Genomic DNA, 25,246 nt, shown 5'->3' with positions numbered 1-25,246 from the left:
CGGGTCAGGCCCGGCCGCCCACCCCGGTGGCGATCTCGTGCCGCCGCCCGCCCGCCACGACGGGCGCCAGCGGGGCGGTGGGCGCCCCGGCCATCTCGCGCATCCCGCGCAGCAGCTCCCGCAGCGCCTCCTGCGCCGACCGCCGCGGCCGCCAGTCCAGCTCCCCGGCGGCCCGCCCGCAGTCCATCACCGGCAGCCGCAGGAACGCGTCCAGCAGCTCCGGAGGCGCGGGCACCAGCCGCAGCCGCCACGCCGCGCCCACCGCGGCCCGCACCGGCCCCAGCGGCACCCGCACCACGCGCGCGCCCAGCACGCCGGCCAGCACGGAGGCGTCCACCACCGGCTCGGCGGCCAGGTTGAAGGCGCCGTGCACCGGCTTCAGGACCGCGAGCCGGTACGCCTCGGCGGCGTCGTCGGTGTGCAGTACCTGGAAGCGCATCCCCGGAAGGGCGGGCACGGCCGGCACCAGGCCGAGTCCGGCCGGCCGCTGCGGCAGGAACGGGCCGGCGAACAGCCTGCGCTGCTCGCTGGCGGCCTCCCGCTTGAAGAGGAAGCCCGGCCGCATCCGCACCACGCGCACCTGGGGGTGGTCGCGCTCGAAACCGTCCAGCAGCCGCTCCACGTACGCCTTCTCCCGGCAGTACGCGGCGTCCGGCCGGCCGCCGTGGGTCGGCCAGGTCTCGTCCACGGCGCGGTGGACGGGGCCGGGGGAGTAGGCGCCCACCGAGGAGGCGTACACCAGCGCGGGCACCTCGGCCGCCGCCATCGCGCGCAGCACCCGGGCGGTGCCCAGCACATTGGTGCGCCAGGTGACCAGCGGATCATGGGTGGGCTGGATCAGCCAGGCCAGGTGGACCACGGCGTCGGCGCCCCGGAACAGGTCCGTCAGCCGCTCCTCGGCGGCCCGCCCGGCCGGGTCCTCGCCGTCGCCGCCGGCCCCGATGTCCGCACTGGCCCACTCGGTCTTCGGCGGCGTCCACAGCGGTGTGCGGCGGGCGACGCCGAGCACCGAGCCGACCTCGGGGGCGTCGCCCAGGGCCCGCACCACCGAGGTGCCCACATTGCCGGTCGCGCCCAGGACGACCACGCGCAGACCGCCCCCCGCGCTCCCGCCGCTCCCGGCCGGCGCCCCGGTCACCGCTCCTCCCGGCGCAGCGCGCCCCGGGCCCGGTCCACCACGGCGGCGAACGGGCCCGCCGCGGCGTCTTCACCGTCCGGCACGGCCGCGGGGTACGGACGGGCGGGAGCCACCGACTCCGCGGCCCGCACGGCCCGGGCCATCGCCCTGCGCCACTCGGGGTCGCCTCCGGCCTCCAGAGGGGGGAACTCGTAGCGCTCCTCGGCGCGTGTGTGCGCCTCCGTCTCCTCGCGCAGCGCCGCGAGCTCCCGCAGGAAGGCCGCCCGGCCGTCCCCCGCGCAGTCCATCGACTCCAGCCGCAGCAGCGCCCGCCCGGTCCGCCGCTCCTCCTCCAGCCGCGCCGCGACGATCTCCTCGCCGCCCTCGAGGGCACCGCGCGCGTACGGGTGGACGATCTCCTCCTCGGCGGTCTCGTGCGCGGTCAGCACCCGCACCAGCCGCCGGAACGCCGCCCGGCACCCGTCGCCGCTGTCGTCATCGCAGGCGGCGGCGTTCTCCACGGCGTCGAACAGCTCCCGGATCTCGTCGTGCCGCCGCGTCAGCAGGGCCACCACGTCCTCCTCCGCGACGGCGCCGGGCGATATGTCCCGTCCAGCCATCTCGCTCCTCCTCACGGCATGCGCTGTGGCCCGGCGCCGGGTACCCGCCCTCCCGGAGGGGAAACGGCCCGTCCCGCCCCGCCCGCCGGGGGCGCGCGAACCGGTGCACACCCGGTGTTTCCGTCCCCTCGCCCCGGGTACTGCGCGAAGTGCGGAAGGAGGGATGGTGCGGCGTGCTGGTCGGCCTGCTGTTGCTGTTGACGGTCTATGTGTCGGTGGCCCTTCTGACGGCCCGTGTGGTGTACGGCATCGAGCGGGCCCGGGTCATCGAACTGGAGCGGGACTGGCATGCGGACGAGGACCCGGTCGAGCGGTTCCGGCGGCAGGGTCAGTCGGCCACCGCGTCGACGGCGTTCCTGTACGGCATGGCCTGGCCGGTCGTCGTACCGGCGTATCTCTTCTACCGCTGCGCCGTACTGGTGATCACCGTCAGGCCCCCGCCCGCCCCCTGCGAGCGCGCCGACAGGGCCGAACGGCTGGACGCGCGCATCCGCGAGCTGGAGGAGTCGCTGGGGCTGCGCGGCCACGCACTGGACGAGAACGGACCGAGGCCATGAACTGCTACGAGTGTCTGACGCGAGACCGCACCACCACCGCCGCCGCGGTGTGTTCACGCTGCCATGTCGGCCTGTGCCCCGAACACCTGCGGATCGAGGCCGAACTCGTCAGCGAGCCGCGGGGGATGGGCCAGGTCACCCAGGCGCCGGAGGCCCGCCGGGCGCTGTGCGAGGTGTGTGCGCGGGCCGAGGGCTGACACCGCGCCACCCGGCCCCGCGCCCCCACCTCCGGCCCGCGCCCCGGCCCCCGGCGCGACCGCGCCACGGACGGGTGTACAGCCACACGGCACACGTCCCTTTATGTACGCTCTGTTCGCCCATGCGCGGTTCATCCGGGAGTGTCCTTGCTGGTTCTGATCGCCGCCCACGCCGCCGTGGCCGCCCTCCTCCCCGCCCTCGCACCGCGCGCCGGGCGCGCCGTGTGGTGGGTGGCCGCCCTGGTACCGCTGGCCACGCTGGCCTGGGCGGCGGCGCTCACCCCCGACGTGCTCGACGGGGACACCCCCGTGGAGCACTTCGGCTGGGCGCCCTCGCTGGGCCTGGAGGTCGTCCTGCGGCTGGACGCGCTCTCACTGCTGATGACGGTGATCGTCAGCGGCGTCGGAGCCGCCGTCCTGTTCTACGGCGCCCGCTACACCTCCGAGGGACACGGCCGCGAGTCCGCGCTGCTGCTCGCCTTCGCCGGCGTCATGCTCGGCCTGGTCACCGCCGACAACCTGCTGGTCCTGTACGTCTTCTGGGAACTGACCACCGTGGTGTCGTTCCTGCTCATCGCGGGCCGGGGCAGGACGCGGGAGCACCGCCAGGCGGCCCAGCAGGCCCTGGTCGTCACCACCGGCGGAGGCCTGGCGATGCTGCTCGGCTTCGTGATGCTGGGGGAGACGGCCGGCACCTACCGGATCTCGGAACTGGTCGCCGACCCCCCGGAGGGCGGGTACGTCCCCGCCGCGCTGGTGCTCGTCCTGGTGGGCGTCTTCACCAAGTCGGCGCAGTTCCCCCTGCACGGCTGGCTGCCCGCCGCGATGGTCGCGCCCACCACCGTGAGCGCCTATCTGCACGCCGCCGCCATGGTCAAGGCCGGCGTCTATCTGACGGCCCGGCTGGCGCCCGGCTTCGCCGACACCGAGCCCTGGCGCCCCCTGGTGCTGGCCGTCGGCCTGCTGTCGCTGGTCCTCGGCGCCTGGCGGGCCCTGTGGGAGAGCGACCTCAAACGTGTCCTGGCCTACGGAACCATCAGCGAACTCGGTCTGCTCATCGCCCTGTTCGGCTACGGAACCCGCAACTCCGCGCTGGCCGGCGAGGTGATGCTGCTGGCACACGCCACCTTCAAGGCGTCGCTGTTCCTGATCACCGGTCTGGTCGAGCACCACACCGGCACCCGCGAGATCGGCCGCCTCTCCGGCCTGGGCCGCCGCAGGCCGGTCCTGCTGGCACTGGCCGCCCTCGCCGCGGCCTCCATGGCCGGACTGCCGCCGCTGGTCGGCTACCTGGGCCACGAGGCGTACTTCGACGCCTTCTGGAACGCGGCCCGGCACGGCCCCGGAACCGGCGAGGAGTGGGTACTGGCCGCCCTGGTGGCCGGCTCCACGCTCACCGTGACCTACGCCGTCCGCTATCTGTGGGGCGCCTTCGCGAGCCGGCCCGGCGCGGAACCGACACCGCAGGAGGACCCCGGCGACCGGGCACTCGGCATGGCCGTACCCATCGCCGCCCTGGTGGCGGCCACCGTCGCCCTGGGCGTGTGGTACCCGGGCACCGAGACCCTCACCGAGCCCTACGCCGACCGGCTGCCGTCCCCTCAGAAGCCGTACCACCTCGCGCTCTGGCACGGGCTGAGCCCCGCCCTCGCACTGTCCGTCGCCGCGCAGGCCACAGGTGTCCTGCTGTACCGCCTGCGCCCCGCCCTGGCCGCGCTGCGCGACCGCGCGCCCCGCGCCCCCGACGCGCAGGAGGGCTACCGGCGCACCGAACAGGGCCTGGACCGGGCCGCGCTGGGATTCACCCGCCGCACCCAGGTCGGCTCCCTGCCGGTCTATCTGACCGTGCTGCTGACCACCGTGCTGGTGGTGCCGGGCACCGCCCTGCTGCTGCGCGACACCCCCTTCACCGCACCGCCGCTGTGGGCCTCGGCCGTCCAGGTGCCGCTGGGCGTGGTGGTGCTGACCGCGGCGGTCGTCCTGGCCCGCGTACGCCGGCGGCTGTCGGCCGCCCTGCTGGCCGGGGCGGTGGGCTACGGGGTCGCCGGCCTCTTCCTGGTGCAGGGCGCCCCGGACCTGGCGCTGACCCAGCTCCTGGTCGAGACGCTGACACTGGTGATCATCGTGCTGGTGCTGCGCGGTCTTCCGGCCCATCTGGGCCCCCGGCGCGCGCGTCCCCGTACGCGCCGCCTGCGACTGGCGCTGTCCGCCGCCGTCGGCACGCTCGTCGCGCTGCTGGCCGTGGCCGCCTCCGCCGCCCGCCGGGACCCGGCGGTGTCCGCCTACTACATCGAGCACGTCAAGGAGGCCGGGGCCCACAACGTCGTCAACGCGATCATCGTGGACTTCCGTGCCCTGGACACCCTCGGGGAGATCGCCGTGCTGCTGGTGGCGGCCATCGGCGTGGGCGCCCTGATCCTGCTTCCGGCGGGTGCCGGGAGGACCGGGGGACCGATCCGCTCCCGGCCCCCCGCCGCCGACCGGTACCCGGCGACCGCGCGCTGGGGCGTACCGCAGGACCGGTGGCTTCCGGAGGCGGAGAACATGCCCGCCCACGACCGCCTGATCATGCTGGAGGTCGTCACCCGGCTGCTGTTCCCGTCGATCCTGGTGTTCTCGGTCTATCTGCTCTACTCAGGCCATCTGCGGCCCGGCGGCGGCTTCGCCGGCGGGCTGGTGGCCGGGCAGGCGTTCACCCTGCGCTATCTGGTGGGCGGCCGGATCGACGCCGCGTTCGCCGGACGGGTCGATCCCCGCGTCATCGCGGGCGCCGGACTGGCCCTGGCCGCGACGGCGGGCCTGGCCCCGATCGCCTTCGGCGGCGCACCCCTGTCCACCGCGCTGCCGAGCGTGACGCTGCCGGTCTTCGGCCATCTGGAACTGAGCACCAGCGTGGTCTTCGACACCGGGGTCTATCTGCTGGTCGCCGGAGTGTGCCTGAAGCTACTGGCGGCCATGGGCCCCGCCCAGGCGCCCGTCGAGGAGGCGCCGCGACCGTCCGGTGGTGAGCCCGGTGGTGAGCCCGGCGGCGGATCCGGCGGCGCCGGGCAGTCCCCGCCCTCCGACGCACCCGGGAGCCGCGGCCGATGACGACTCTGGACCTGACATCGGCCGTGGTGGTGGGCGGGCTGTTCGCCGTCGGCTTCCACCTGCTGCTGCAGCGCTCCCTGATGCGCCTGCTGTTCGGCTTCCTCGTGCTCGGGCACAGCACCAACCTGCTGATCCTGCTGGCCGCGGGGCCGCCGGGCAGGCCACCGGTCACCGGACACGGGCAGGACGAGGCCTCGTTCGCCGACCCGCTGCCGCAGGCCATGGCCCTGACCGCGATCGTCATCACCTTCGGCATCTCCATCCTGCTGCTCGCACTGGTCTACCGGGGCTGGCTGATGCTCGGCCACGACGAGGTCCGCGACGACGTGGAGGACCGCAGGCTGGGCGAGAGCGAGCACCCCAGGCGTCCCGGCGACGCGGCCGGGGAACCGGAAGAGACACCCGAACGGACGACACGGGAAACGGCGCGGGAGACACCGGGGAAGGGGGAGGAGCGATGACCGACTGGCTGCTGATCGCACCCGTCCTGCTGCCCGTACTGGCCGCGGGCCTGTCACTGGCCGTGTGGCGCAGTGCCGGCGCGCAGCGGCTGCTGGGCACCGGCGGGCTGCTGGTGGCGCTGGTGGACGCCGTGATCCTGCTGGTCCTCAGCGACCGGCGCGGCCCGCTGGTGCTGGACGTCGGCGGCTGGCCGGCCCCGGCCGGCATCACCCTGGTGGCCGACCGGCTCTCGGCACTGCTGCTGACGGTGGCGCTGGCGGTGGCGCTGGCGGTGCTGGTCTTCGCCATCGGGCAGGGCACGGCCGGGAGCGGGAGCGGCGACCCGGTCCACGCCCCCTTCCACCCCTCCTACCTGCTGCTGGCGGCCGGGGTCTCCCTGGCCTTCCTGGCCGGGGACCTGTTCAACCTCTTCGTCGCCTTCGAGCTGATGCTCGCCGCCTCCTACGTGCTGATCAACCTGGACGCCGACGAGAGCCGCATCCGGGCCGGGATGACGTACACCATCACCAGCCTGCTGTCGTCGCTGCTCTTCCTCACGGCCATCGGAGTGGTCTACGCGGCCACCGGCACGGTCAACCTGGCCGACCTCGGGGACAGGATGCCGGGCCTCCCCGAAGGACTGCGGACCGTCTTCAGTCTGCTGCTGCTGATCGTCTTCGGCATCAAGGCGGCCATGGTGCCGCTGCACTTCTGGCTTCCGGACAGCTACCCCACCGCCCCGGCGCCCATCACCGCCGTACTGGCCGCGCTGCTGACCAAGGTCGGCCTGTACGCGATGGTGCGCACCCAGACGCTGCTCTTCCCGCGCACCGAGCCGTGGACGCCGCTGCTGGTCGCGGCGGGGGTCACCCTGCTGGTGGGCATCCTGGGCGCCATCGCCCAGCAGGACCTCAACCGGCTGCTGTCCTTCGTCCTGGTCAGCCACATCGGCTACATGCTCTTCGGGCTGTCCCTGTACTCCGTCACCGGACTCACCGGGACCGTCCTGTACGCCATGCACCACATCGCCGTCCAGGCCGCGCTGTTCCTGATCGCGGGCCTGGTGGTCGCCTGGAGCGGCACCGCGTCGCTGAGCAGACTGGCCGGTGCGGCTCCGCCGCCGGGAATCCTGGCGGCGCTGTTCCTGATCTCGGGCCTGAGCCTGGCCGGGATCCCGCCGCTGTCCGGTTTCGTCGGCAAGCTCGTCCTGCTCCAGGCGGGAGCGGAGCAGGGCGGCGCGGCCGCCCTCGCCCTGCTGGCCGCGGCCCTGCTCACCAGCCTGCTGACGCTCTACGCGATGGCCAAGGTGTGGCGGGCGGCGTTCGCCACCGGGTCCGGACGGCCTCCCCCGGCACGGCCCCGCGGCACCGGGACGCGGCTGATGGTGGGCGCCACCGCCGGCACCGTGCTGATCGGTGTGGCGATCGCGCTGGGCGCCGGACCGGTGGCGCGGGTCGGCGAGCGTGCGGCGGTGGACCTGCTGGAGCGCGACGCCTACCTGGAGGCGGTGCTCGGAGGGCGGGGCGCGATCCCCGCGGACGTCCGGGAGGCAGGGGAGACCGGGGAGAGCGGAGAGCCCGGGCACCCACGGAGCACCGGGCGGATCCGGGGCGGCGGGGAGGACCCGGGCGGCGGGGAAGGCCCGGGCGGCGAGAACGACCGAAGCACCCACCGAACCGAGGAGCGGGAGCGCCGATGAGTTCCACGGACGACACCACCACCGCCGCGCCCCCTGCCGGGAACCGGCTGCGGGGACGCTGGCCGGTGGTGCTCTGGCTGTGGCTGCTGTGGATCGTGCTGTGGGGGTCGGTGAGTCCCGTCGTGCTGGTCTGCGGCGCGGCGGTGGCGGTGGCGGTGGCGGTGATCTTCCCGCTGCCGCCGATCGGCCACCGGGCGTCGGTCCATCCCCTCGGACTGGTGGTGATGGCCTGGAACATGCTGGTGGACCTGGCCCGCTCGGCCCTCGTGGTGGCCCGGGAGGCGGTGCTGCGCGGGCCGCGGACCAGGGCCGCGGTGCTGGAGGTGCAGTTGGAGGCGGACACCGACCTGCTGATCACCGCCACCTCCCATCTGGTCACGCTGACACCGGGCACGCTGGTGCTGGAGATCGACCGCGGGCGGCGCAGGCTGTACGTCCACGCGCTGCCGGTGCGCGACGCCTCGCAGGTCCCGGGGCGGCGCGCGGAGACGTCCGAGGACGAACGCCGTGTGGTGCGGGCCCTGGGCACCGCCGGGGCGCGCGAGCGCCTGCTGCGGCGGGACGGGCACGCGAAGGGGGTGGGGCGGTGAACGCGGTCGCCGTCGCCGCCCTGGCCCTGCTCTCGGCCGCCGCGGTGCTGGTCCTGGTCAGGCTGGTGCGCGGCCCGCGCTCCCTGGACCGGATCGTGGCGGTGGAGGTGCTGGTGACGCTGCTGGTCGCCGGAGCCTGCGTGGCCATCGCGGTGTGGGAGTACACCACGTTCGTGCCCGTGCTGGTCGTGCTGGCGCTGCTCGGTTTCATCGGGGCGATGACGGCGGCGCGGCTCATCGAGGAACGGGAGGAGCTACGATGACCCGGCTGGCGGCCGACGGCGGCGCGGTCGTGGTGGCCACCGCCTCGGCCGTACTGCTGCTGACCGGCGCACTCTTCTGCCTGCTGGGGGCGCTGGGGCTGCTGCGCTTCCCCGACACCGCCTCCCGGCTCCACGCCTCCTCCAAGGCCCAGACCCTGGGCGTGCTGCTGTCCCTGCTGGGCGCGGCCCTGCGGGTGCCGCTGCCCTACGCCGGACTGCTGCTGCTCGTCGCCCTCTTCCAGCTGTTCACCGTGCCCGTCGCCGGCCAGGTCGTCGGCCGGGTCGCCTACCGCACCGGCGCGGTGGACCGGAGCACCCTGGTGGTGGACGAACTGGCCGGGCGGCTGGGGCCCCCGGACCCGGAGGCCGCGGCGGAGCCGGACGACACCGGGAACGGGAGCGCGGACGAGCCGGGGGACAGGCCGGAGGACGGCGCCGGGGACGGCCGGCGCCGAGAGGCCTGACGCGGCCCGGCCGTCCTCCGGGCTCCCCCTGCCGAGGTCCCAACGGCATGAGGGGCGCACCCGCCCGTCGGGCAGGACCTACGGCGCGGCCACCGCGCCGATCCCCGGCGACGGGGTGGACGCCGACGGCGGAAGGGCGAACCGCGCCCATGGCGCCCCGGCGCGGTGGCATGGCCGGGAGCGGCACCGGGTACCCGGCGAGGCCGGAGGACCAGATGGACAGAAGGACCAGGGGGACCCGGAGAAACCGGAGCCGAGGAGGTGCACCCGCATGCGGATCCCCGGCCGGTCGCGCACCGGCACCGAACCCGTGACGGCCCGCAGTCCGCTGGGGCTGCGGCTGCTGCTGTCCGTCGTGTACATCCCGGTCTTCCTGGCCGGGACGGTGTTCTTCGCCCTCTGGGCGGCGGACTCGGGCCCGGGCGACGTCCCCGGCGCGGACTCGCTGCGCACCATCGCCTGGATCTGTGCCGCGCTGACCCTGGTGGGCGTGATCGACCTGATCGTCGTCCTGGTGCGCCGCAGGCGCGAGCGCACGGCGGGCGCGGGAGGGGCGGGGCGGCGCGGGCCGTGAGGGTCCGGCCCCCGGCCCGCGCCGTGAGGGTCCGGCCCCCGGCCCGCGCCGCCCCGCCGTGAGGGCGGAAGGACGGCGGCCGGCCCTACGGCCGCAGGACGATCTTCACCGCGCCGTCGGCCTTCTTCTGGAACATCTCGTACGCCTGGGGGGCCTTCTCCAGCGGCACGTGGTGGGTGGCGAAGTCGTCCACGCCCAGCACGTCCTCGTCCGTCAGCAGCGGCATGATCTCCGGGATCCAGCGCCGGACGTTGGCCTGGCCCATGCGCAGCTGGATCTGCTTGTCGAACAGGGTGAGCATCGGCAGCGGGTCGGTCATCCCGCCGTAGACGCCGATGATCGAGATGGTGCCGCCGCGCCGCACCGCGTCGATGGCGAGCTGCAGGGCGGCCAGCCGGTCCACGCCAGCCGTGGTCATCAGCTTCTCGGCGATCTTCTTCGGCAGCAGCCCGGTCGACTTCTGCGCCACCTCGGCGACCGCGCTGCCGTGGGCCTCCATGCCCACCGCGTCGATGACCGCGTCCGCGCCGCGCCCGCCGGTCTTCTCCCGGACGACGTCGGCGACGTCGTCGTGCTCGGTGAGGTCCAGCACGTCCACGCCGCGCGCCCGGGCCCGCTCCAGCCGCTCGGGCACCAGATCGACGCCGATCACCTTCTCCACGCCCAGGTGCAGTGCGATCCGGCAGCACATGTCGCCGATGGGGCCCAGGCCCAGCACCACCAGCGAGCCGCCCTTGGGCGCGTCCGCGTACGCCACCGCCTGCCAGGCCGTCGGCAGCACGTCCGACAGGTACAGGAAGCGGTCGTCGGCCGGCCCCTCGGGCACCTTGACCGGTCCGTAGTGCGCCTGCGGCACCCGCAGGTACTGGGCCTGGCCGCCGGGCACCTGACCGTAGAGCTTGGTGTAGCCGAAGAGCGAGCCACCGGTGCCGAACTTGCGGTTCTGGGTGGTCTCGCACTGGGTCTGGAGATCCTGCGAGCACATGAAGCAGGTGCCGCAGGCGATCTGGAACGGCATCACCACGCGGTCGCCGGGGGAGAGGTCCGGCACCTCGGGGCCGACCTCCTCCACGATGCCCATCGGCTCGTGCCCGAGGATGTCACCCTCCGTCATGAACGGGGTCAGCACGTCGTACAGGTGCAGGTCCGAGCCGCACAGCCCGCTCGACGTGATCCGCACCACCGCGTCCGTCGGTTCGCGGATCGCCGGGTCGGGGACCTCGTCCACCCGTACGTCGCGCCGGCCGTGCCAGACCACTGCCTTCATCGGTCCTCACCTCTCTTCGCGGGGAACCGGCCGGGTACCCCGGTGCGGGCCGGCCAGTCCCGCCCCGCGGGCCCGGGACGGGTGCGTTAGGGGAGCGGCAAACGAGGTATCCGGTGTTCATGTTGCTGCTCAGGCCCCCCGGGGTGTACGCGCCCCAGGACGACACCTGGCTGCTGAGGCAGGCGCTGCACGACGCCGCGCTCGCTCCCGGAGCCCGCGTCCTGGACCTCTGCACGGGCACCGGAGTGCTCGCCATGACTGCCCTGCGGATGGGCGCGGCCGAGGCGGTGGCGCTGGACGCCTCGCCCCGGGCCGTGCTCGCCGCCCGCTGCAACGCCTGGCTGCACCGGCTGCCGCTGGCGGTACGGCGCGGCGACCTCGCCGACGCCCTGGCCGAGGCGGAGCGGGGGCGCCCCTTCGGCGTGGTCCTCACCAACCCGCCGTACGTGCCCTCCCCGCGGCGCGAACCGCCCCGCGGGGGCGCGGCGATGTGCTGGGACGGCGGGCCGGACGGCCGCGCGGTGCTGGACCGGCTGTGCGCGTACGCGCCCGCGCTGCTGGCGCCGGGCGGCACCATGCTGATGGTCCACTCCGAGCTGTGCGGCACGCAGTTGACGCTGGGTCTGCTGCGCGAGCGGGGACTGAAGTCCTCCGTGGTGGCCCGCACCACCATCCCGTTCGGCCCGGTGCTGTGCGGACGCGCCGCCTGGCTGGAGGAGCGGGGCCTGATCGCCCCGGGGCAGCGCACCGAGGAACTGGTGGTGGTCCGTGCCGACCGTCCCTGAACCCGCCGGTGACAGCCGCGCCCGGCGCGTGGTGATCGATCCCGAGGGCCCGGTGCTGGTGGAGGGGCCGGTCGAGGTCGTCCTCCCCGACGGCCGCATCGCCCGCTCGGACCGCTTCACGGTCGCCCTGTGCACCTGCCGCCGCAGCCACCGCTACCCGTGGTGCGACACCAGCCACCGACGCAGGGAGCGACGCCCGAGGCCCGCGAACCCGGACTCGGAGGCGGGGGAGGGCCGGGGCTGACCCGGTGCCGGGCGCCCGTCAGGTCTCCAGCGGGCGCCGCAGCGAGGTGGCGCCGGCCCGCCAGGCGCCCAGCAGACGGTCCGCCAGACGCTCCTCCAGCAGCTCGGTGGCGCGGACGCCGAACACGACGTCGGCGGCCAGCTCCGGCTCGCGCGCCAGCAGATCGCCGATGACGTCCCGGCGCATCACCTGCTCGTGCACGGCGTCCGCCTCGATGTGCTCGGTGAAGAACAGCACGCACTCGGGCGCGGCGCCCATCCGCTCCAGCGCCCTGGCCATCTTCCGGGCGCTGGGGGCGGTGCTGATCTCGGCCGCCGCGAAGTGGCCCACCAGCGCGCCGCGCAGGGAACGGTGCAGCCCGCACAGCGACATCAGGTTCACCCCGGCGACGACCGGGGCGGGCACATCGTCGAGATGGCGCAGATAGGACGGGTCCAGGCCCGCGCCCGCCATCAGGTCCGCGAACAGCCGCGCGTGCACCCGCTCCCCGCGGCCCCCGCCGAACTCGTCGTACTCCACCGCCACCAGCGACGCCTTGGCCTGGCCGTCGAGACGGGGGATGACCCAGGCGTGCGGGTCGGCCTCCTTGAGGTGGTAGACCGAGCGGTGCGCGATGTACTCGCGCATCTGCCACCACTCGCCCTCGCGCAGCAGGAAGTCCGACACCCCGCCGCCCTCGGCCGGCTCCACCAGCAGCGGCTCCAGAGCGGCGGCCACGTCCGAGTCCGAGGCCGTGCCGGTGAGGGTGTCGCGGCGCAGGGCGCTCAGGAAGACCCGCTCCAGACCGGCGCGCAGCCGCAGCAGGTCCGGATCCCACTCCCACTCGGCCGACACGCCCGCGAAGCCCCGGTAGTGCAGCTCGTAGCAGACGTACAGGGCCAGTTGCAGGTCCTCGCCGTACGGGTCGGCCCTCTCCACCGCCGCCTTGAGGGACGACGGCAGCCGCGCGGGCGGCGGGGCGGCCAGGGCCGCCAGCACCGCTGAACTCAACTCGCCGCGCGCCGAGGGAAGCTCCGCTGTGACGGCGCCCGAGGGGGCTCCGGCGGCGGAACCGGCCGTACCGGCGGCGGTACCGGTGGTTGTCGTCATGCCCGCTTGCGCTCCCTCGCGTCGGTCTGGGCGGCCAGCAGTTCCACCACCGCCCGGGGGCCGCCCCGTGCCCAGGCACGCCGCTGCCTCTCGGCCCCGGTGCCGTCCTCGCGCACCGTCTCCAGCAGCCGCCGTACGGCCTCGGTGTCCCCGGTCTCCTCCAGGGCGGGCGCGACGTGCCGCAGCAGCGCCCGAAGCAGTTCGCCGGCCGGCACGCGGGCGCGGGCGACCGGATCGACGCCGTCGCCCCGCAGCCCGTAGCGCGCCGCGGACCACACCGCGGCCCTGGCCGCCCGCTCGTCCAGCTCCGGCTCCGGCACCCCCGCCTCCAGCTCGGCCAGCGCCCGGCGCACCAGGGCCCGCCCCAGCGCGGCCTGGAGCACCGCGTCGTCGACGGTGGCCGCCGCGTCCGCGACCCGGAACTCGACCGTGGGCAGCCACGGCGAGGGGCGCATCAGCCAGAAGCTCATCCGGTCGTCGATCAGCGCCCCGTAGGACACCAGCCGCTCCACCTCCGCGTCGTGGAAGGCGGCGTCGGGGAAGCGGGGAGGCATCCCGGCGGCGGGGAAGCGCAGCTGCTCCATCATGCGCCAGCTGGCGTAACCGCGGTCGCGGCCCTCGCAGAAGGGGGAGTTGACCGACAGTGCCAGCAGCGTCGGCAGCCAGCGGCGCACCCGGTTGACCACGGCCACCGCCGTATCCCGGTCCGGCACGCCCACATGGACGTGGCAGCCGCACACCTGGTAGTCGTCCACGATGTCGGCGAAGAGCTCCGAGACGCGGCGGAAGCGTTCCCCCTCGGCCACCGGAGGACGCCCGTCGCTCAGCACCGCCGTCCCGGAGGACAGCAGCAGCAGACCCTCCTCCCGGGCGGCGTCCACCAGCCGGGCGCGGTCCCCCGCCAGCTCACCGCGGATCTCCTCCAGCGAGGTGCACACCCCGGTGGCGGACTCCACCTGGCTGGAGAGGAACTCCGCCTTGTAGCCGGAGCCGTCGGCGGCGGACGCCTCGTGGTGGGCGCGGCGCAGTACCGCCTGGGCGCCGGCCACGGCGCGGGCGGTCGTCGGGTCGGCCAGGAGGAACTCCTCCTCGACCCCCATGGTCAGCCCCCCGGCGGTTCCATCCCTGGTCACGGCAGTGTGGGTACCCCCGGCCCGTCCGGCGAAACGGGCGGGGGTTTTCCGGGGCGGGCCACGGGTACCGCGACCGCTCGCACCCGGTGCGCACCGGGCGCCACCGCGGCTTCCCGCGGCCCCCTGGACGCTTCCCGTCTCCCGCGCCGGACGCGATGCGCCGGGATACCCGCGCCCCGGTCCCGGAAACGGCACGATCGGTGCGCAGCCGGGGCACACCGCGCGTTTCCGCCCGGTACCGGCGGGTACCGGGCGGGTCGATGAGAGCCGACCGGATCACCGACGCGTGCGCGCCCCTGACCGACACCGGGACCCGGAGGGAGACCGACCATGGCTGACGAGAACGAGCCCACCGCGGCGGGCGACGAGAGCAGGCCCGAACTGGCCGAAGAGGACGCCACCGTCAACGACGACGAGACCCCCGGCCTGCCCCCCGAGGGGGAACCCGCCACCGGTCCCAGCCCCGGCGACTCGGCACTGGACGCCCCCTACGACCCGGGCGGCCGCCCCGAGGACGAGGGCATCCCCGACCTGCAGAACGGCATGCCCGAGCAGGAGTGGGCGAACGACCCGCAGCAGATGCCCGTGCCCGGCGAGCGCCCGGTGGCCGCCGAGGAGTGGGGCACCACCTACTCCGAGCAGCTGGAGGGCAAGCCCCTGGGCGACCGGCTGGCCGAGGAGGAGCCCGACGTGGGCGAGACCTCCCGGGCCTCCGGCCCCCCGGAGGACGAGACCGGCCAGCTCAGCGACGACCCCCTCGGAGAGCGGCCCGCCAACCAGGACGTGTTCTCCCACGAGTCCGCGGCCGAGGGGCTGTCCCCGGAGGAGTCGGCCGTCCACACCGTGGAGGAGGACCGCGACGTCGGCCAGCTCAGGGGCGAGGAGGAGGCCGGGCGGACCGGCCCGCCCGAGGGCGTGGGCGAGGTCGGCCCGTCCGGCGAGGGCGAGGGGACCGGCGTGCGTCCCGAGCCCGGAAGGAGCCGCCGGCCGTGAGCGCTTCCCCTGCCGACAACGAGTCGTACTGGCTGGCGACCGCACCCGTCACCCCCGAGGCCGCCCACCCGCCGCTGGAGCCCGGCAGCGGCACCGACACCGACGTCGTGGTGGTCGGCGGCGGCATCGCGGGCCTGTGCACCGCCTGGGAGCTCGCCCGCGCCGGCCGCCGGGTCACCGTCGTGGAGGCCGACCGGATCGCCGCCGGGGTCACCGGCCACACCACCGCCAAGGTCAGCGCCCTGCACGGCATGGTCTACGACGAGCTGCGGAGCAAGCACGGCGCCGACGGCGCCCGGATGTACGCGCTCTCCCAGCAGGACGCGATCGGGCACCTGGCCGCGACCGCCGCCGAGCTGGACGTGGACTGCGAGCTGGAGCGCGTGCCCGCCTACACCTGGGCCGAGTCCGAGGAGACGGCCCGGAAGCTGCGGGCCGAGGCCGAGGCCGCCGCCGAGGCCGGCCTGCCCGCCGCCTACGTCACCGAGACCGGTCTGCCCTTCCCCGTCCGGGGCGCGGTACGCGTGGCCGACCAGGCGCAGTTCCACCCGCGCAAGTTCCTCCTGGCGCTCGCGGACGACCTGGTGCGGCGCGGCGGGCGGATCGCCGAGCGCACCCGGGTGGTGAACCTGAAGGAGGGCGAACCGTGCACGGTGACCGCCGAGAACGGCGCCACGGTCACCGCGAACGCCGTCGTCGTGGCCACCCACTACCCCGTCTTCGACCGCGCGCTGCTGTTCTCCCGGCTGGAGCCGCACCGTGAACTGGTCGTCGCCGCCGCGATCCCCGCCGAGCGGGACCCGGCCGGGATGTACCTGACCCCCGAGAACGACACCCGCTCGGTGCGCACCGCGCCCCACGGGGACGGGCAGCGGCTCCTGATCGTCACCGGTGAGAAGTTCCTGCCCGGCACGGCCGACGTCACCGAGCGCTTCGGGAGGCTGGAGGACTGGACGCGCGAGCGCTTCCCCGGCACCCGGATCGTCCACCGCTGGGCCACCCAGGACAACAGCTCAACCGACCGGGTGCCGTACATCGGGCCGTTCCACCCCGGCGCGCGCCACACCTACGTGGCCACCGGCTTCGGCGGCTGGGGGATGGCGAGCGGGGTGCTGGCGGGCCGGCTGCTCGCCCGGTACGTCACCGGCGGCGACCTGCCGGCCTGGGCGAAGCTGTACGACCCCCGGCGGCTGCCCGGCTTCCGCGACGCGCCCTCGCTGCTGGGCCTGCAGGCAGGCGTCGCCAAGCACTTCGTCGGCGACCGGCTGCGCCCCTCCCACGCCGACTCCGTCGACGACATCGCCCCCGGCGACGGCGCGGTCGTGCGGATCGGCGGGAGCCGCTGCGCCGTCCACCGCGACGCCGGCGGACAACTGCACGCCGTCTCGGCCCGCTGTACCCACCTGGGCTGCCTGGTCCACTTCAACGACGCGGAACTGGCCTGGGAGTGCCCGTGCCACGGCTCGCGCTTCGCCCCGGACGGTTCGGTGATCCAGGGCCCCGCGACCCACCCGCTGGAGCGGCGCGACATCGGGTGACGGCCGCCCCGTCCCGCCCTGCCCCGTCCCGCCCTGCCCGGCACGGTGCCGGGCGGGACGGGGCGGAAGGCGGATGCGCGCGGATCAGATGCGCACGCCGTTGGCGCGCAGATAGGCCAGCGGGTCGATGTCGGAGCCGTAGCCGGGGCCGGTGCGGATCTCGAAGTGCAGATGGGGGCCGGTGCTGTTGCCGGTGGATCCCGAACGCCCGATCCGCTGGCCTGCGTTGACCTGCTGGCCGGAGCGCACGGAGATCGCCGACAGATGGGCGTACTGGCTGTAGCGGCCGTCGGAGTGCCGGATGACCACCTGATAGCCGTACGCGCCGCCCCAGCCGGCCGAGACGACCTGCCCGCGGCTGACGGACTGCACCGAGGTGCCCGTGGAGACGGGGAAGTCGATGCCGGTGTGGTAGCCGCTGGACCAGCCGCTGCCCGACTGGCGGTACGCGGTGGTGGGCGAGACGCCGCTGATGGGCGCGGCGTAACCGGAGGCCTGTGTCTTGGAGCTCTTGCGCTCGGCCCGCTCGGGCTCGGTCTGCGCCTTGATCTTCTCCCGCGGCTTCTCCCGGGGCTTCTCCCGGGACTCCGTCTTCTCCTCGGGCTTGGCCTGCTCCTTCGGCTTCTCCCGGACCTCGGGCTTGGCCTGTGCCTTTGGTCCCTCCTGCTCCTTCGGCTTCTCCCCGGCCTTCGGCGCGTCCTTCTGCCGGGGCACGGTGGTGCTCCGGCCGGGCGCGTCGTCCTGCGGCGTCCGGGCCGCACCGCCCTGCTGGAGGCTGAGCCGCTGCCCGGGGAAGATCAGATCCGGGTCGCCGCCCACGACCGTGCGGTTGCGCTCGTACAGCGCCTGCCAGCCGCCGCGCACATCGTGCTCGTCGGCTATCCCGGAGAGGGTGTCGCCGCCCGCCACCACATGGGTCCGACCGCTGTCGGAGGGCTTGTCGGAGGGCTTGTCGGCGGGTTTCGCGGCCGGTTTCGAGGTCTCGGCCCGTGTCTGTGCCCGCACCTGCGCCTGTGCCTGCGTCTGGGTACGGGGCTGGTTGCCCTCCGTCCCGGAGGCGGTCTCGGAGGGGGTCTCCGCCGTGGTGCCGGAGCCCCGGTGCTCCCAGGTCAGACCGGCTTGGGACGAGCACACCGGCCAGGCGGCCGGGCCCTGCCCGTCGAGCACCCGCTCGGCGACGGCTATCTGCTCGTCCCTGGTGGCGAGATCGGCGCGCGGGGCGTAGGCGGTACCGCCGAATTCCTGCCAGGTGCTCTGCTTGAACTGTAAACCGCCGAAGAAACCGTTACCGGAGTTGATATTCCAGTTCCCGCTGCTCTCGCACGCGGCGACCTTGTTCCAGATCTCCTCGGGCGTGGCGTGGGCGGCGGTGGCCCCGATCAGCGGGATGGCGATTCCGGCCCCTCCCGCGGTGACGGTCAGCGACGCGCGGGAAACCGCGTTGGGCTTGTAACGGCGATGACGCCCTTTTCCGGCCACAGCCGGTCCCTCCCCTACGCCGTATCCGGCGGTCCGTCAGTTGAGCTTTCACGTAATTGCGTTGGCGAGCGCGCCAAAGATAGACACGCTTTCCGCAGGACGGCAAGAGCCGGCCTCCGGCGCTCACCGTGAAAGCCCCGGGAACGGCACAGCACGGCGCAGGGCGGCACAGCACCGCGCGGGACGGCGCAGAACGGCGCGGAAACAGCGCGCTGCAGAACGGAAACGACGCGGAAAGGAAAAGTGAACTCACGCCTCCGCCGCGGCGAGCACCTCGTCGGCGGCCTTCCGGTCGAGGGCGACGCGCACCAGCCCCGCGGCCAGCCGGGGCAGTTCCTCCCGGGGCACCAGCCGTGCCAGCTCCCGGGACGAGGCGGCCAGCCCCAGCCGCTGCGCGCCCTCGCGGGTCCTGCGGTCGAGGTACGGGGCGAACTCCGGCCAGACGCCCTGGGCTTCGCGCAGGAAGATGTCGGCCCCGGCCGGCCCGATGCCGGGGAAGCGCTGGAGCCGCTCGCCCACCCCGCTCTCCTCACGCAGCCCGCGCAGGTCCCCACGGTAGCGCTGGAGGAGCAGCTCCGCGCCGTCGCCGAGCTGGGTGGCCGTCCGCTCGTCGTACCGCCGGTAGCCGCCCGCGCCCAGGGCGTCCACCCGCCGCTGCCAGGCCGACTCGGCCATGCTCCGTGCGTCGCCCAGCCCGGCGTCGAACAGGGCGCGGGCCGCGGAGACCGCGGTGTCGGCCCGGATGCGGGCGCTCAGCAGCAGTGAGAGCACCAGCAGCCGGTACAGCGGAACGGGGGTGTTCCGCAGCCGGATGCCCGCCTCCCGCGCATACGTGCGGCCGTGGAGTTCCAGCAGCGCGCGCACCACGGCGGCGTCGCGCTCGCGTGAACCCGCGCGCCGGCCCGCGCCCGCCCGCGCGTTCCTCTTCCCGCCCGGCTCGGTCATGGCCGCATCACCCCAACAGCTCGCTCATCGCCTCGGCGGCGCGGACGGCCGCGTCGCCGCAGCAGTTGTTGAACAGCACGTGCACCCGGTCGGTCCGCTCCGCCAGCGCCCGTATCCGCGGAACCCACTCGGCCAGCTCCTCCCCGGTGTAGCGGTGCCGGTAGGAGTCCTCCTTGGAACCCGTGCCCCAGTGCGGGCTGCGGCCGTGGAAGCGGACCACCGACAGCTGTGGCGCGGTCGCGGCGGCGACCGGTGGCACGGACGCGGGCAGGCCGCGTGCGGTGTCCACCGCGACCAGCGCCGCGCCGTGGCGCTTGGCCAGGTCGGCGGTGTCCGCGCGGTACGCGGGCGCGTACCAGCGCGGGTCGCGGAACTCCACCGCCGTGCGCCACCCCAGTGCGCCCGCGCGCCCCAGGCACCGCTCCAGGAACGCCTCCGCGCCGGGCCCGGGCCGCAGCGACGGCGGGAACTGCATCAGCACCGCGCCCAGCCGCCCGGCCGCGCGAAGCGGCTCCAGCGCATCGGAGAAGCGCCGCCACACCTCCTCCACGACCGCCGGCCCCAGCGCTTCGGCCCGCACCCGGGCGTTCGCGGGGGCGCCGGCCGGGCGCAGCTGCGCCGGAAGCGAGCCGACCCGGGTGGAGTGGCCGGTGAGCAGGGAGAACGCCTTGACGTCGAAGACGAACCCGTCGGGAGTGCGCTCGGCCCACAGCCGGCTGTTGCGCGTGCTGGGCAGCCCGTAGTACGTCGAGTCCACCTCGACCAGGCCGAAACGCCCGGCGTAGTGCCGCAGCCGCCCCTCCGCGCCCTCGGCCGAGGAGGGGTACCACCCGCTGCCGACCAGCGAGGGGTCCGTCCACGAGCAGGTGCCGACCAGAATGTTTCCCATGGCCGCCGGGTACCCGCGCCGCGTCGGCGAGATCCGCCGTCAGGAAGCATTCGGGGATTCCCGGGCTCCGGGCCCCGTGGAGAGGAGCGAGGCCATGTCCGGTGAGGACGAGGGCACGGACAGGGAGCGGCGCGCCCGCGAGATCGCCGAGGAGGCCGAGCGGATGCGGAACCCGGGCAACGCCACGTACGGCCCGGGCCAGGAGCGGCCCCAAAGCGGCGAGGACACGGGCACGGGCGAGGACCACTGGGAGCCCGGCGGCGAGGAGGAACCGGGAGCCTCCCCGCTGGGCAGGGGCGATGTGCACGCCGTGGCCGCCGGCGACATGGAGCAGCCCGAGATCGCCGCGGGGCCGACCCCGGGGATGCAGCCGGGCGAGACCGTGGAGCGCGGCCCCTGGACCCCGCCGGTGGAGGTGGACCCGCCGGCCGGCCGCAACCTGCCGCGCGACGCGGCGGGGGAGCGGGACGCGGTGCGGGAGCAGGAGGAGGAAGGCGGCCCCTGAGCGCCCTCACGGGACGCCCCCGGAGCCGAAACGCCTCCGCCCCACCGGCTCGGCGGGGCGGAGGCGCCGGATCACTCGTTGACGCAGACGTTCCCGGAGGACGAGTTCAGCGCGCCCAGAACGGTCAGCTGGTTGCCGCAGAAGTTGAGGTCGAAGTCGACCGGGACCTGCACCACGTTGCCGCTGAGGACACCGGGGGAACCGAAGGCCACCGCCTCGGCGGAGGCGCCGCCGTCTCCGCCGTGACCGCCGCGGCGGTCGTCCCCGCCCTTGCGGTGGTCCTTCCTCCGGTCCTTCCCGTGGCCCTTGCCGTCGTTCTTCTTCCCGTCGTCCTTCCTCTGCTCCTTCTTGTGACCGCCCTTGTGACCGCCGGGCTGGTCTCCGCCGGCAGAGGCGGCTCCCGCGCCGCCGAGAACCAGGGCGCAGGCGGCCGCGGCGATCGCGGCGGTCTTGGCGATACGCATCATCGCCGTTCTCCTTTCGGGATTCTTCGAACCGTGGTCGATCCGGGCTGTGAATGGGTTGTCCTGTCCGGAGGCGGCCCAACAGGGGTGATGCGCAGGACCACCCGGAGGGCCCAGCGGGATCACCGTTCCGGTGCTCTCCTGTGGGCCGTACCGCCGCAAGCGGATGCCGTACGCGCCGGAGGCTGATCCGGGCGGTCACACGCTCGGCGCAACCCCCGCGCGTCACCTCCGGCGGAGGTGCGCGCATCTGCCATGGTTTGCTCCGATTTGAACGGTATCGATCGGAGAAAGTCCATGCGTGTTTCCCTGGGGCTCACCAGCCGAGGAGTGCTGTGCGCACTGGCAGCCGCGGCCCTGGCGATGGCGCTGCCGCCGACCGCGGCCGCGCCCGCGCCCGGCGAGGCGCCGCGCATCCCGTTCGGGGAGCGGTACCGCGCCACACAGCACGGCGGCATCGTGCGCGCCGCCAACTCGGCCGCCACCTGCCTCACCCCCGCCACCCCCGGCACGCCGCCGTGCGCACCGGCCCGGAAGGGCGCGGCGAAGGGGAACAACGGCGACTACGAGATGACCTACGTCGACATCGACGACGACCCCAACACCTACAACTCCAGCGGAGCGGAACTGCGTCTGCCCGCCGGGGCGCGCGTCACCTACGCCCGGCTGTACTGGGGCGGCAACCTCCGGGTCGGCGAGCAGAAGCCCCCCGAGGACAACGGACGGGTGCTGATCGCCGAGCCGGGCGGCCGGTACAAGGAGGTCCTCGCCGACACCGTCGTCGGCCACCGCCGTACCGGCGTCATGGACGGGTACACCGCGTCCGCCGACGTCACCGGCCTGGTCGCACGGTCCGGCGGCGGCTCCTACACCGTCGCCCAGCTCAACGTCGCCGCGGGCCGCTCGCCCGCCGGCGCCTGGGGCGGCTGGACGCTGGTGGCCGCCTACGCCCACCCCGGGGAACCGCTGCGCCATCTGGTGCTCATGGACGGCTACGAGGCCATGACCCCCTCCAGGGGCGCCCTCGAGATCACCGCCGAGGCCCTGCCGGTGCCGCCCGGGGCGTCCGGCGCCGCGGGCGTGGTGGCGTACGACGGCGACCGCGGCCGGGGCGGGGAGACGCTGACGGTGGGCACCGGGACCGCACCCGCCCACCGGGTGCGCGACGCGGCCAACCCCGCCGACGACCCCATGAACTCCACGATCACCGACCACGGCCGCCCCGCGCCCCGCCGCGTGCCCGCGTACCCCGACACGCTGGGCTACGACTCCGACGTTCACGGCATCACCCCCGCGCTGGTGCGCGGCGGCGACTCGCTGACGTTCCGCTTCACCACCCGCGACGAGGGCTACCAGCTCGGAGCGCTCTTCCTGCAGGTCGACGCACGCCGCTGAGAGCCGCGGACCGGCGCCCTCGGCGCGACGTCAGAAAGCTTCGGCGAATGGGGAGTTCACGCGTGTCCCACAACGACCGGCAAGCGGTTCCCATGACGGTGCTGCACCTGTCCCAGCCCGTGGACGGCGGGGTGGCCAGGGTCGTCACCGACCTGGTCCGCGCCCAGACCGCGGAGGGAACGCGCGCCGTGGTGGCCTGCCCGCCCGGCGGCGCGCTGGGCAGGGACGCCGCCGCGGCCGGCGCGGAGGTGGCCGACTGGCCGGCGCTGCGCGAACCGGGACCGGGCCTGTACGGCGAGGCCGTACGGGCCGCCCGGCTGGTGCGGCGCGTCCGTCCCGATCTGGTGCACACGCACAGCGCCAAGGCGGGGCTGGCCCTGCGGCTGGCCCTGCGGGGCCGCGTCCCCACCGTCCACCAGCCGCACGCCTGGTCCTTCGACGCCGTCGGCGGGACGACCGCCCGGCTGGCCCTGTACTGGGAGCGGCTGGCGGCCCGCTGGGCGGACCGCGTGCTGTGCGTGGCCGGCGACGAACTGCGGCACGGCGAGGCGTCGGGGGTGCGCGCCCGCTGGGCGGTGGTCCACAACGGCGTGGACACCGGCCGCTTCCGCCCGGCGGACGAAGCCGCCCGCGCCCGCGCGCGCACCGCCCTGCCCGCGCTCGCCGGAGTGCCGCCGCACGCCCCCCTGGCCGTCTGCGTCGGCAGGCTGTGCCGGCAGAAGGGGCAGGACGTGCTGCTGCGGGCCTGGCCCGAGGTCGCCGCCCGCGTCCCCGGCGCCCGGCTGGTCCTGGTCGGCGACGGCCCGTCGCGCCGGGAACTGGCCTCGGCGGCGCCCGCGGGGGTGCTGTTCGCCGGTGCGGCACAGGACACGGCGGCCTGGTACGCGGCGGCCGACGCGGTGGTGCTGCCCTCCCGCTGGGAGGGGATGGCGCTCGTCCCGCTGGAGGCGATGGCCTGCGGCCGCCCGGTGGTGGCGACCGCAGTGACCGGTGCGGCCGAGAGCCTCCCGCCGGGCCGCGCCGCCGACTTCCTGGTCCCGCCGGAGGACCCCCGCGCCCTGGCCCGCGCGCTGGCCTCGCTGCTGGCCGACCCGCCGCTCCGGCACGACCTGGGGCTGCTGGCCGCCGAACACGTCCGGGCCTTCCACGACGTACGGCACACGGCCGAGCGGGTCGCGCGGCTGTACGCCGAGGTGCTGGCCGAGCGGTCCGCCGCCGCGCCCGGCCGCCGGCGGACCCGCCCGCCGGCCCCCGCCCCGGCCGGCCGCCTTCCCCGGCCGGCCGCCGGACCCCCATCCCGTCCCCATCCCGATCTCCACCCCGATACCAGGGAGCACATCAGGCGATGACCACGGACAACACCGGGACATCCAACCCGAGCCGGGTCCTGCCCCTGCCGGGGCCCAAGCCCCGCACCACGGCGGCCCATGTCGGCCCGCCGCGCTCACCGGCGCACCGGCCGCTGCCGCCGGCTCTGCGCGGCAACCCGCACCGCCGCCGCGCCGCCGCCCTCCTCGCGGCGGCCGACTGCCTCGCCGCGGTCGCGGCGGCCGCCGCCGTGACCGCCGTGACCGCGGCGCCCGGAGCGCCCGGAGCGGGCGGAGGCGAGGGGGTACTCGCGGCCGCGGTGCTGTGCGCCGTCCTGCTGGCCGTCCTGGTGCCGCTCAACGCCCGCGCCGGCCTCTACCGCATCGCCCTGGCGCCAACCGCGCTCGGCGAACTGCCCGCCCTGCTCGGCCGTACGGCCGCCGCCTGGTGCGCGGCCGCCGCGATCCCGGCCGCGATCCGGGAGGGGAACGCCCCGGGCTGGACGCTCCTCGTGGCCGCTGTGGCCGCCCACACGGCCCTGGCCTGCGTCGCACGCGGCGCCGTCCACCTGGCGCGCCGCCGTGCCGGACGCCGCAGACCGCGCTCCGCCCTGGTGATCGGCACCGGGGAGGCGGGACGGCGCGTCACCACCGCCCTGTACGAGCACCCCGAGTACGGGATGCGCCCGGTCGGGGTGGTCGAGCCGGGAGGAGAACCGGCCGACGCGGCACTGGCCGAGGGCGTCTCGGTACCGGTGCTCACCGGACGCGAGGACATCGTCCGCGCCGCCATCCAGAACGCCGTGCGCGACGCGGTGTTCACCCGCGACCCCGGCACGGACCCGGAGGCCGCGGCGCTCGTACCGGTCTTCACGGACCTGGACTGCACCGTGTGGGTGGTCGGCGCGGCATCCCCGGCCGCACACCCGGCCGCCGCCGTCCCCGGCGCCGGCGGACGTACGGTCGAGCACCTGTGGGGCTTCCCCTGCCGCCGCCTGGACCCGCGGCCCCGGCACCACCGGGCCGGACCGCGCGGCAAGCGCGCCCTGGACGTCGCCGTGGCCGCCGCGGCTCTGCTGGCCGCCGCCCCGGTGCTGCTGGCCTGCGCGCTCGCCGTCCGGATCGCCGACGGGCCCGGGGTGATCTTCCGTCAGGAGCGGATCGGGCTGGGCGGACGCCCGTTCACCGTCCTGAAGTTCCGCACCCTGCGCCCCCGTGACGAGCACGAGTCGGCGACGCGCTGGAACGTCGCCGACGACCGCCGGATGAGCACGGTCGGACATGTGCTGCGCCGCACCTCGCTCGACGAGCTGCCCCAGCTGTTCAACGTGCTGCGCGGTGACATGAGCCTGGTCGGGCCGCGGCCCGAACGCCCCTACTTCGTCCAGCACTTCAGCCGGCTCCACCCCGGCTACGCGGCCCGCCACCGGATGCCCGCCGGGATCACCGGGCTGGCCCAGGTGCACGGACTGCGCGGCGACACCTCCATCGAGGACCGGGCGCGGTTCGACAACCACTACATCGAGACCTGGTCGCTGTGGCAGGACGTCTCGATCCTGCTGCGCACCGCGGGCTCCGTCCTCCGGCTCGGGGGCAGCTGA

Annotated in this window: 26 protein-coding genes; 17 read left to right on the top strand and 9 right to left on the bottom strand. The window is 75.1% G+C overall.

The features are described from left to right. Positions 1–4: 4 nt before the first annotated feature. Together CUT83_RS21525 and CUT83_RS21520 are read right to left on the bottom strand one after the other, a co-directional pair. Complete coding sequence (locus CUT83_RS21525; protein WP_240958240.1) at positions 5–1,138, bottom strand: NAD-dependent epimerase/dehydratase family protein; 1,134 nt, start codon at positions 1,136–1,138, stop codon at positions 5–7. Beyond that, entirely contained in the window at positions 1,135–1,737 is a 603-nt protein-coding gene (locus CUT83_RS21520) for a hemerythrin domain-containing protein (protein ID WP_101257473.1), read from the bottom strand. The genes CUT83_RS21525 and CUT83_RS21520 overlap by 4 nt, the downstream gene beginning before the upstream one ends. Before the next feature lie 173 nt (positions 1,738–1,910). Here CUT83_RS21520 and CUT83_RS21515 point away from each other — a divergent pair, with 173 nt between their 5' ends. The 9 genes from CUT83_RS21515 (at position 1,911) to CUT83_RS21475 (ending at position 9,612) form a co-directional block, all read left to right on the top strand. Beyond that, a complete protein-coding gene (locus CUT83_RS21515; RefSeq protein WP_101257472.1) occupies positions 1,911–2,294 on the top strand; it encodes a hypothetical protein in 384 nt (127 codons plus the stop codon). Then, on the top strand, positions 2,291–2,491 hold the full coding sequence (locus CUT83_RS21510; protein WP_101257471.1) for a DUF2180 family protein: 201 nt from the start codon (positions 2,291–2,293) through the stop codon (positions 2,489–2,491). Before CUT83_RS21515 ends, CUT83_RS21510 begins: the two co-directional genes overlap by 4 nt. A gap of 147 nt (positions 2,492–2,638) precedes the next feature. Continuing rightward, the gene (locus CUT83_RS21505) at positions 2,639–5,581 is read left to right on the top strand and encodes a Na+/H+ antiporter subunit A (RefSeq protein WP_101257470.1); all 2,943 of its coding nucleotides are present in this window, start codon (positions 2,639–2,641) and stop codon (positions 5,579–5,581) included. After that, complete coding sequence (locus tag CUT83_RS21500; RefSeq protein WP_101257469.1) at positions 5,578–6,042, top strand: Na(+)/H(+) antiporter subunit C; 465 nt, start codon at positions 5,578–5,580, stop codon at positions 6,040–6,042. Before CUT83_RS21505 ends, CUT83_RS21500 begins: the two co-directional genes overlap by 4 nt. Continuing rightward, positions 6,039–7,721, top strand: coding sequence for a Na+/H+ antiporter subunit D (locus CUT83_RS21495; protein WP_101257468.1), 1,683 nt, complete (start codon positions 6,039–6,041; stop codon positions 7,719–7,721). Before CUT83_RS21500 ends, CUT83_RS21495 begins: the two co-directional genes overlap by 4 nt. Continuing rightward, positions 7,718–8,311 carry a Na+/H+ antiporter subunit E gene (locus CUT83_RS21490; protein WP_101257467.1) on the top strand — a complete coding sequence of 198 codons (594 nt, stop codon included), beginning with the start codon at positions 7,718–7,720 and terminating at the stop codon, positions 8,309–8,311. Before CUT83_RS21495 ends, CUT83_RS21490 begins: the two co-directional genes overlap by 4 nt. Continuing rightward, positions 8,308–8,574 carry an MrpF/PhaF family protein gene (locus CUT83_RS21485; RefSeq protein ID WP_093849577.1) on the top strand — a complete coding sequence of 89 codons (267 nt, stop codon included), beginning with the start codon at positions 8,308–8,310 and terminating at the stop codon, positions 8,572–8,574. The genes CUT83_RS21490 and CUT83_RS21485 overlap by 4 nt, the downstream gene beginning before the upstream one ends. Further along, positions 8,571–9,038 (top strand): monovalent cation/H(+) antiporter subunit G, encoded by a 468-nt coding sequence (mnhG, locus tag CUT83_RS21480; protein WP_101257466.1) that lies wholly within the window; start codon positions 8,571–8,573, stop codon positions 9,036–9,038. Before CUT83_RS21485 ends, mnhG begins: the two co-directional genes overlap by 4 nt. A 271-nt stretch (positions 9,039–9,309) precedes the next feature. Next, complete coding sequence (locus CUT83_RS21475; protein ID WP_101257465.1) at positions 9,310–9,612, top strand: DUF6343 family protein; 303 nt, start codon at positions 9,310–9,312, stop codon at positions 9,610–9,612. Positions 9,613–9,697: 85 nt separating this feature from the next. On the opposite strand, the gene CUT83_RS21470 is transcribed toward CUT83_RS21475, so the two are convergent. Then, positions 9,698–10,879, bottom strand: a complete 1,182-nt coding sequence (locus CUT83_RS21470; RefSeq protein ID WP_101257464.1) for a zinc-dependent alcohol dehydrogenase — start codon at positions 10,877–10,879, stop codon at positions 9,698–9,700. A gap of 119 nt (positions 10,880–10,998) precedes the next feature. Between CUT83_RS21470 and CUT83_RS21465 the strand changes: the two genes are divergently transcribed. Together CUT83_RS21465 and CUT83_RS21460 are read left to right on the top strand one after the other, a co-directional pair. Then, the gene (locus tag CUT83_RS21465; RefSeq protein WP_173915128.1) at positions 10,999–11,664 is read left to right on the top strand and encodes a HemK2/MTQ2 family protein methyltransferase; all 666 of its coding nucleotides are present in this window, start codon (positions 10,999–11,001) and stop codon (positions 11,662–11,664) included. Further along, positions 11,648–11,908, top strand: a complete 261-nt coding sequence (locus CUT83_RS21460; RefSeq protein ID WP_165869579.1) for a CDGSH iron-sulfur domain-containing protein — start codon at positions 11,648–11,650, stop codon at positions 11,906–11,908. The genes CUT83_RS21465 and CUT83_RS21460 overlap by 17 nt, the downstream gene beginning before the upstream one ends. 18 nt (positions 11,909–11,926) lie before the next feature. On the opposite strand, the gene CUT83_RS21455 is transcribed toward CUT83_RS21460, so the two are convergent. Then, positions 11,927–12,997, bottom strand: coding sequence for an iron-containing redox enzyme family protein (locus CUT83_RS21455; protein ID WP_101257463.1), 1,071 nt, complete (start codon positions 12,995–12,997; stop codon positions 11,927–11,929). After that, positions 12,994–14,130 carry a carboxylate-amine ligase gene (locus CUT83_RS21450; RefSeq protein ID WP_206282662.1) on the bottom strand — a complete coding sequence of 379 codons (1,137 nt, stop codon included), beginning with the start codon at positions 14,128–14,130 and terminating at the stop codon, positions 12,994–12,996. Before CUT83_RS21450 ends, CUT83_RS21455 begins: the two co-directional genes overlap by 4 nt. Before the next feature lie 330 nt (positions 14,131–14,460). Here CUT83_RS21450 and CUT83_RS30495 point away from each other — a divergent pair, with 330 nt between their 5' ends. Next, positions 14,461–15,123: a hypothetical protein gene (locus CUT83_RS30495; RefSeq protein ID WP_194074726.1), complete on the top strand. Its 663-nt coding sequence runs from the start codon at positions 14,461–14,463 to the stop codon at positions 15,121–15,123. Then, the gene (locus tag CUT83_RS21440) at positions 15,120–16,661 is read left to right on the top strand and encodes an FAD-dependent oxidoreductase (RefSeq protein WP_101257461.1); all 1,542 of its coding nucleotides are present in this window, start codon (positions 15,120–15,122) and stop codon (positions 16,659–16,661) included. The genes CUT83_RS30495 and CUT83_RS21440 overlap by 4 nt, the downstream gene beginning before the upstream one ends. 84 nt (positions 16,662–16,745) lie before the next feature. On the opposite strand, the gene CUT83_RS21435 is transcribed toward CUT83_RS21440, so the two are convergent. The 3 genes from CUT83_RS21435 to CUT83_RS21425 all read right to left on the bottom strand — a co-directional run bounded on the left by CUT83_RS21435 (position 16,746) and on the right by CUT83_RS21425 (position 19,974). After that, entirely contained in the window at positions 16,746–18,140 is a 1,395-nt protein-coding gene (locus CUT83_RS21435) for a transglycosylase family protein (RefSeq protein WP_101257460.1), read from the bottom strand. 249 nt (positions 18,141–18,389) lie between these two features. Next, positions 18,390–19,085 carry an HhH-GDP family DNA glycosylase gene (locus CUT83_RS21430; protein ID WP_240958239.1) on the bottom strand — a complete coding sequence of 232 codons (696 nt, stop codon included), beginning with the start codon at positions 19,083–19,085 and terminating at the stop codon, positions 18,390–18,392. A 7-nt stretch (positions 19,086–19,092) separates the two neighbouring features. Next, positions 19,093–19,974 (bottom strand): DUF72 domain-containing protein, encoded by an 882-nt coding sequence (locus CUT83_RS21425; protein ID WP_101257459.1) that lies wholly within the window; start codon positions 19,972–19,974, stop codon positions 19,093–19,095. 94 nt (positions 19,975–20,068) lie between these two features. Between CUT83_RS21425 and CUT83_RS21420 the strand changes: the two genes are divergently transcribed. Further along, positions 20,069–20,479, top strand: a complete 411-nt coding sequence (locus CUT83_RS21420; protein WP_101257458.1) for a hypothetical protein — start codon at positions 20,069–20,071, stop codon at positions 20,477–20,479. A 71-nt stretch (positions 20,480–20,550) separates the two neighbouring features. Here the strand turns inward: CUT83_RS21420 and CUT83_RS21415 are convergent, their stop codons facing one another. After that, complete coding sequence (locus CUT83_RS21415) at positions 20,551–20,946, bottom strand: chaplin (protein WP_101257457.1); 396 nt, start codon at positions 20,944–20,946, stop codon at positions 20,551–20,553. Between the two features lie 294 nt (positions 20,947–21,240). Between CUT83_RS21415 and CUT83_RS21410 the strand changes: the two genes are divergently transcribed. The 3 genes from CUT83_RS21410 to CUT83_RS21400 all read left to right on the top strand — a co-directional run bounded on the left by CUT83_RS21410 (position 21,241) and on the right by CUT83_RS21400 (position 25,246). After that, positions 21,241–22,338: a hypothetical protein gene (locus tag CUT83_RS21410; protein WP_173915127.1), complete on the top strand. Its 1,098-nt coding sequence runs from the start codon at positions 21,241–21,243 to the stop codon at positions 22,336–22,338. Positions 22,339–22,430: 92 nt separating this feature from the next. Then, positions 22,431–23,687, top strand: coding sequence for a glycosyltransferase family 4 protein (locus tag CUT83_RS21405; RefSeq protein ID WP_101257588.1), 1,257 nt, complete (start codon positions 22,431–22,433; stop codon positions 23,685–23,687). Further along, positions 23,684–25,246 (top strand): exopolysaccharide biosynthesis polyprenyl glycosylphosphotransferase, encoded by a 1,563-nt coding sequence (locus tag CUT83_RS21400; RefSeq protein ID WP_101257455.1) that lies wholly within the window; start codon positions 23,684–23,686, stop codon positions 25,244–25,246. Before CUT83_RS21405 ends, CUT83_RS21400 begins: the two co-directional genes overlap by 4 nt.

The organism is Streptomyces barkulensis (genome assembly GCF_002843305.1).
GTDB lineage: Bacteria > Actinomycetota > Actinomycetes > Streptomycetales > Streptomycetaceae > Streptomyces > Streptomyces barkulensis.
This window is presented reverse-complemented; position numbering and strand designations above follow the sequence as displayed.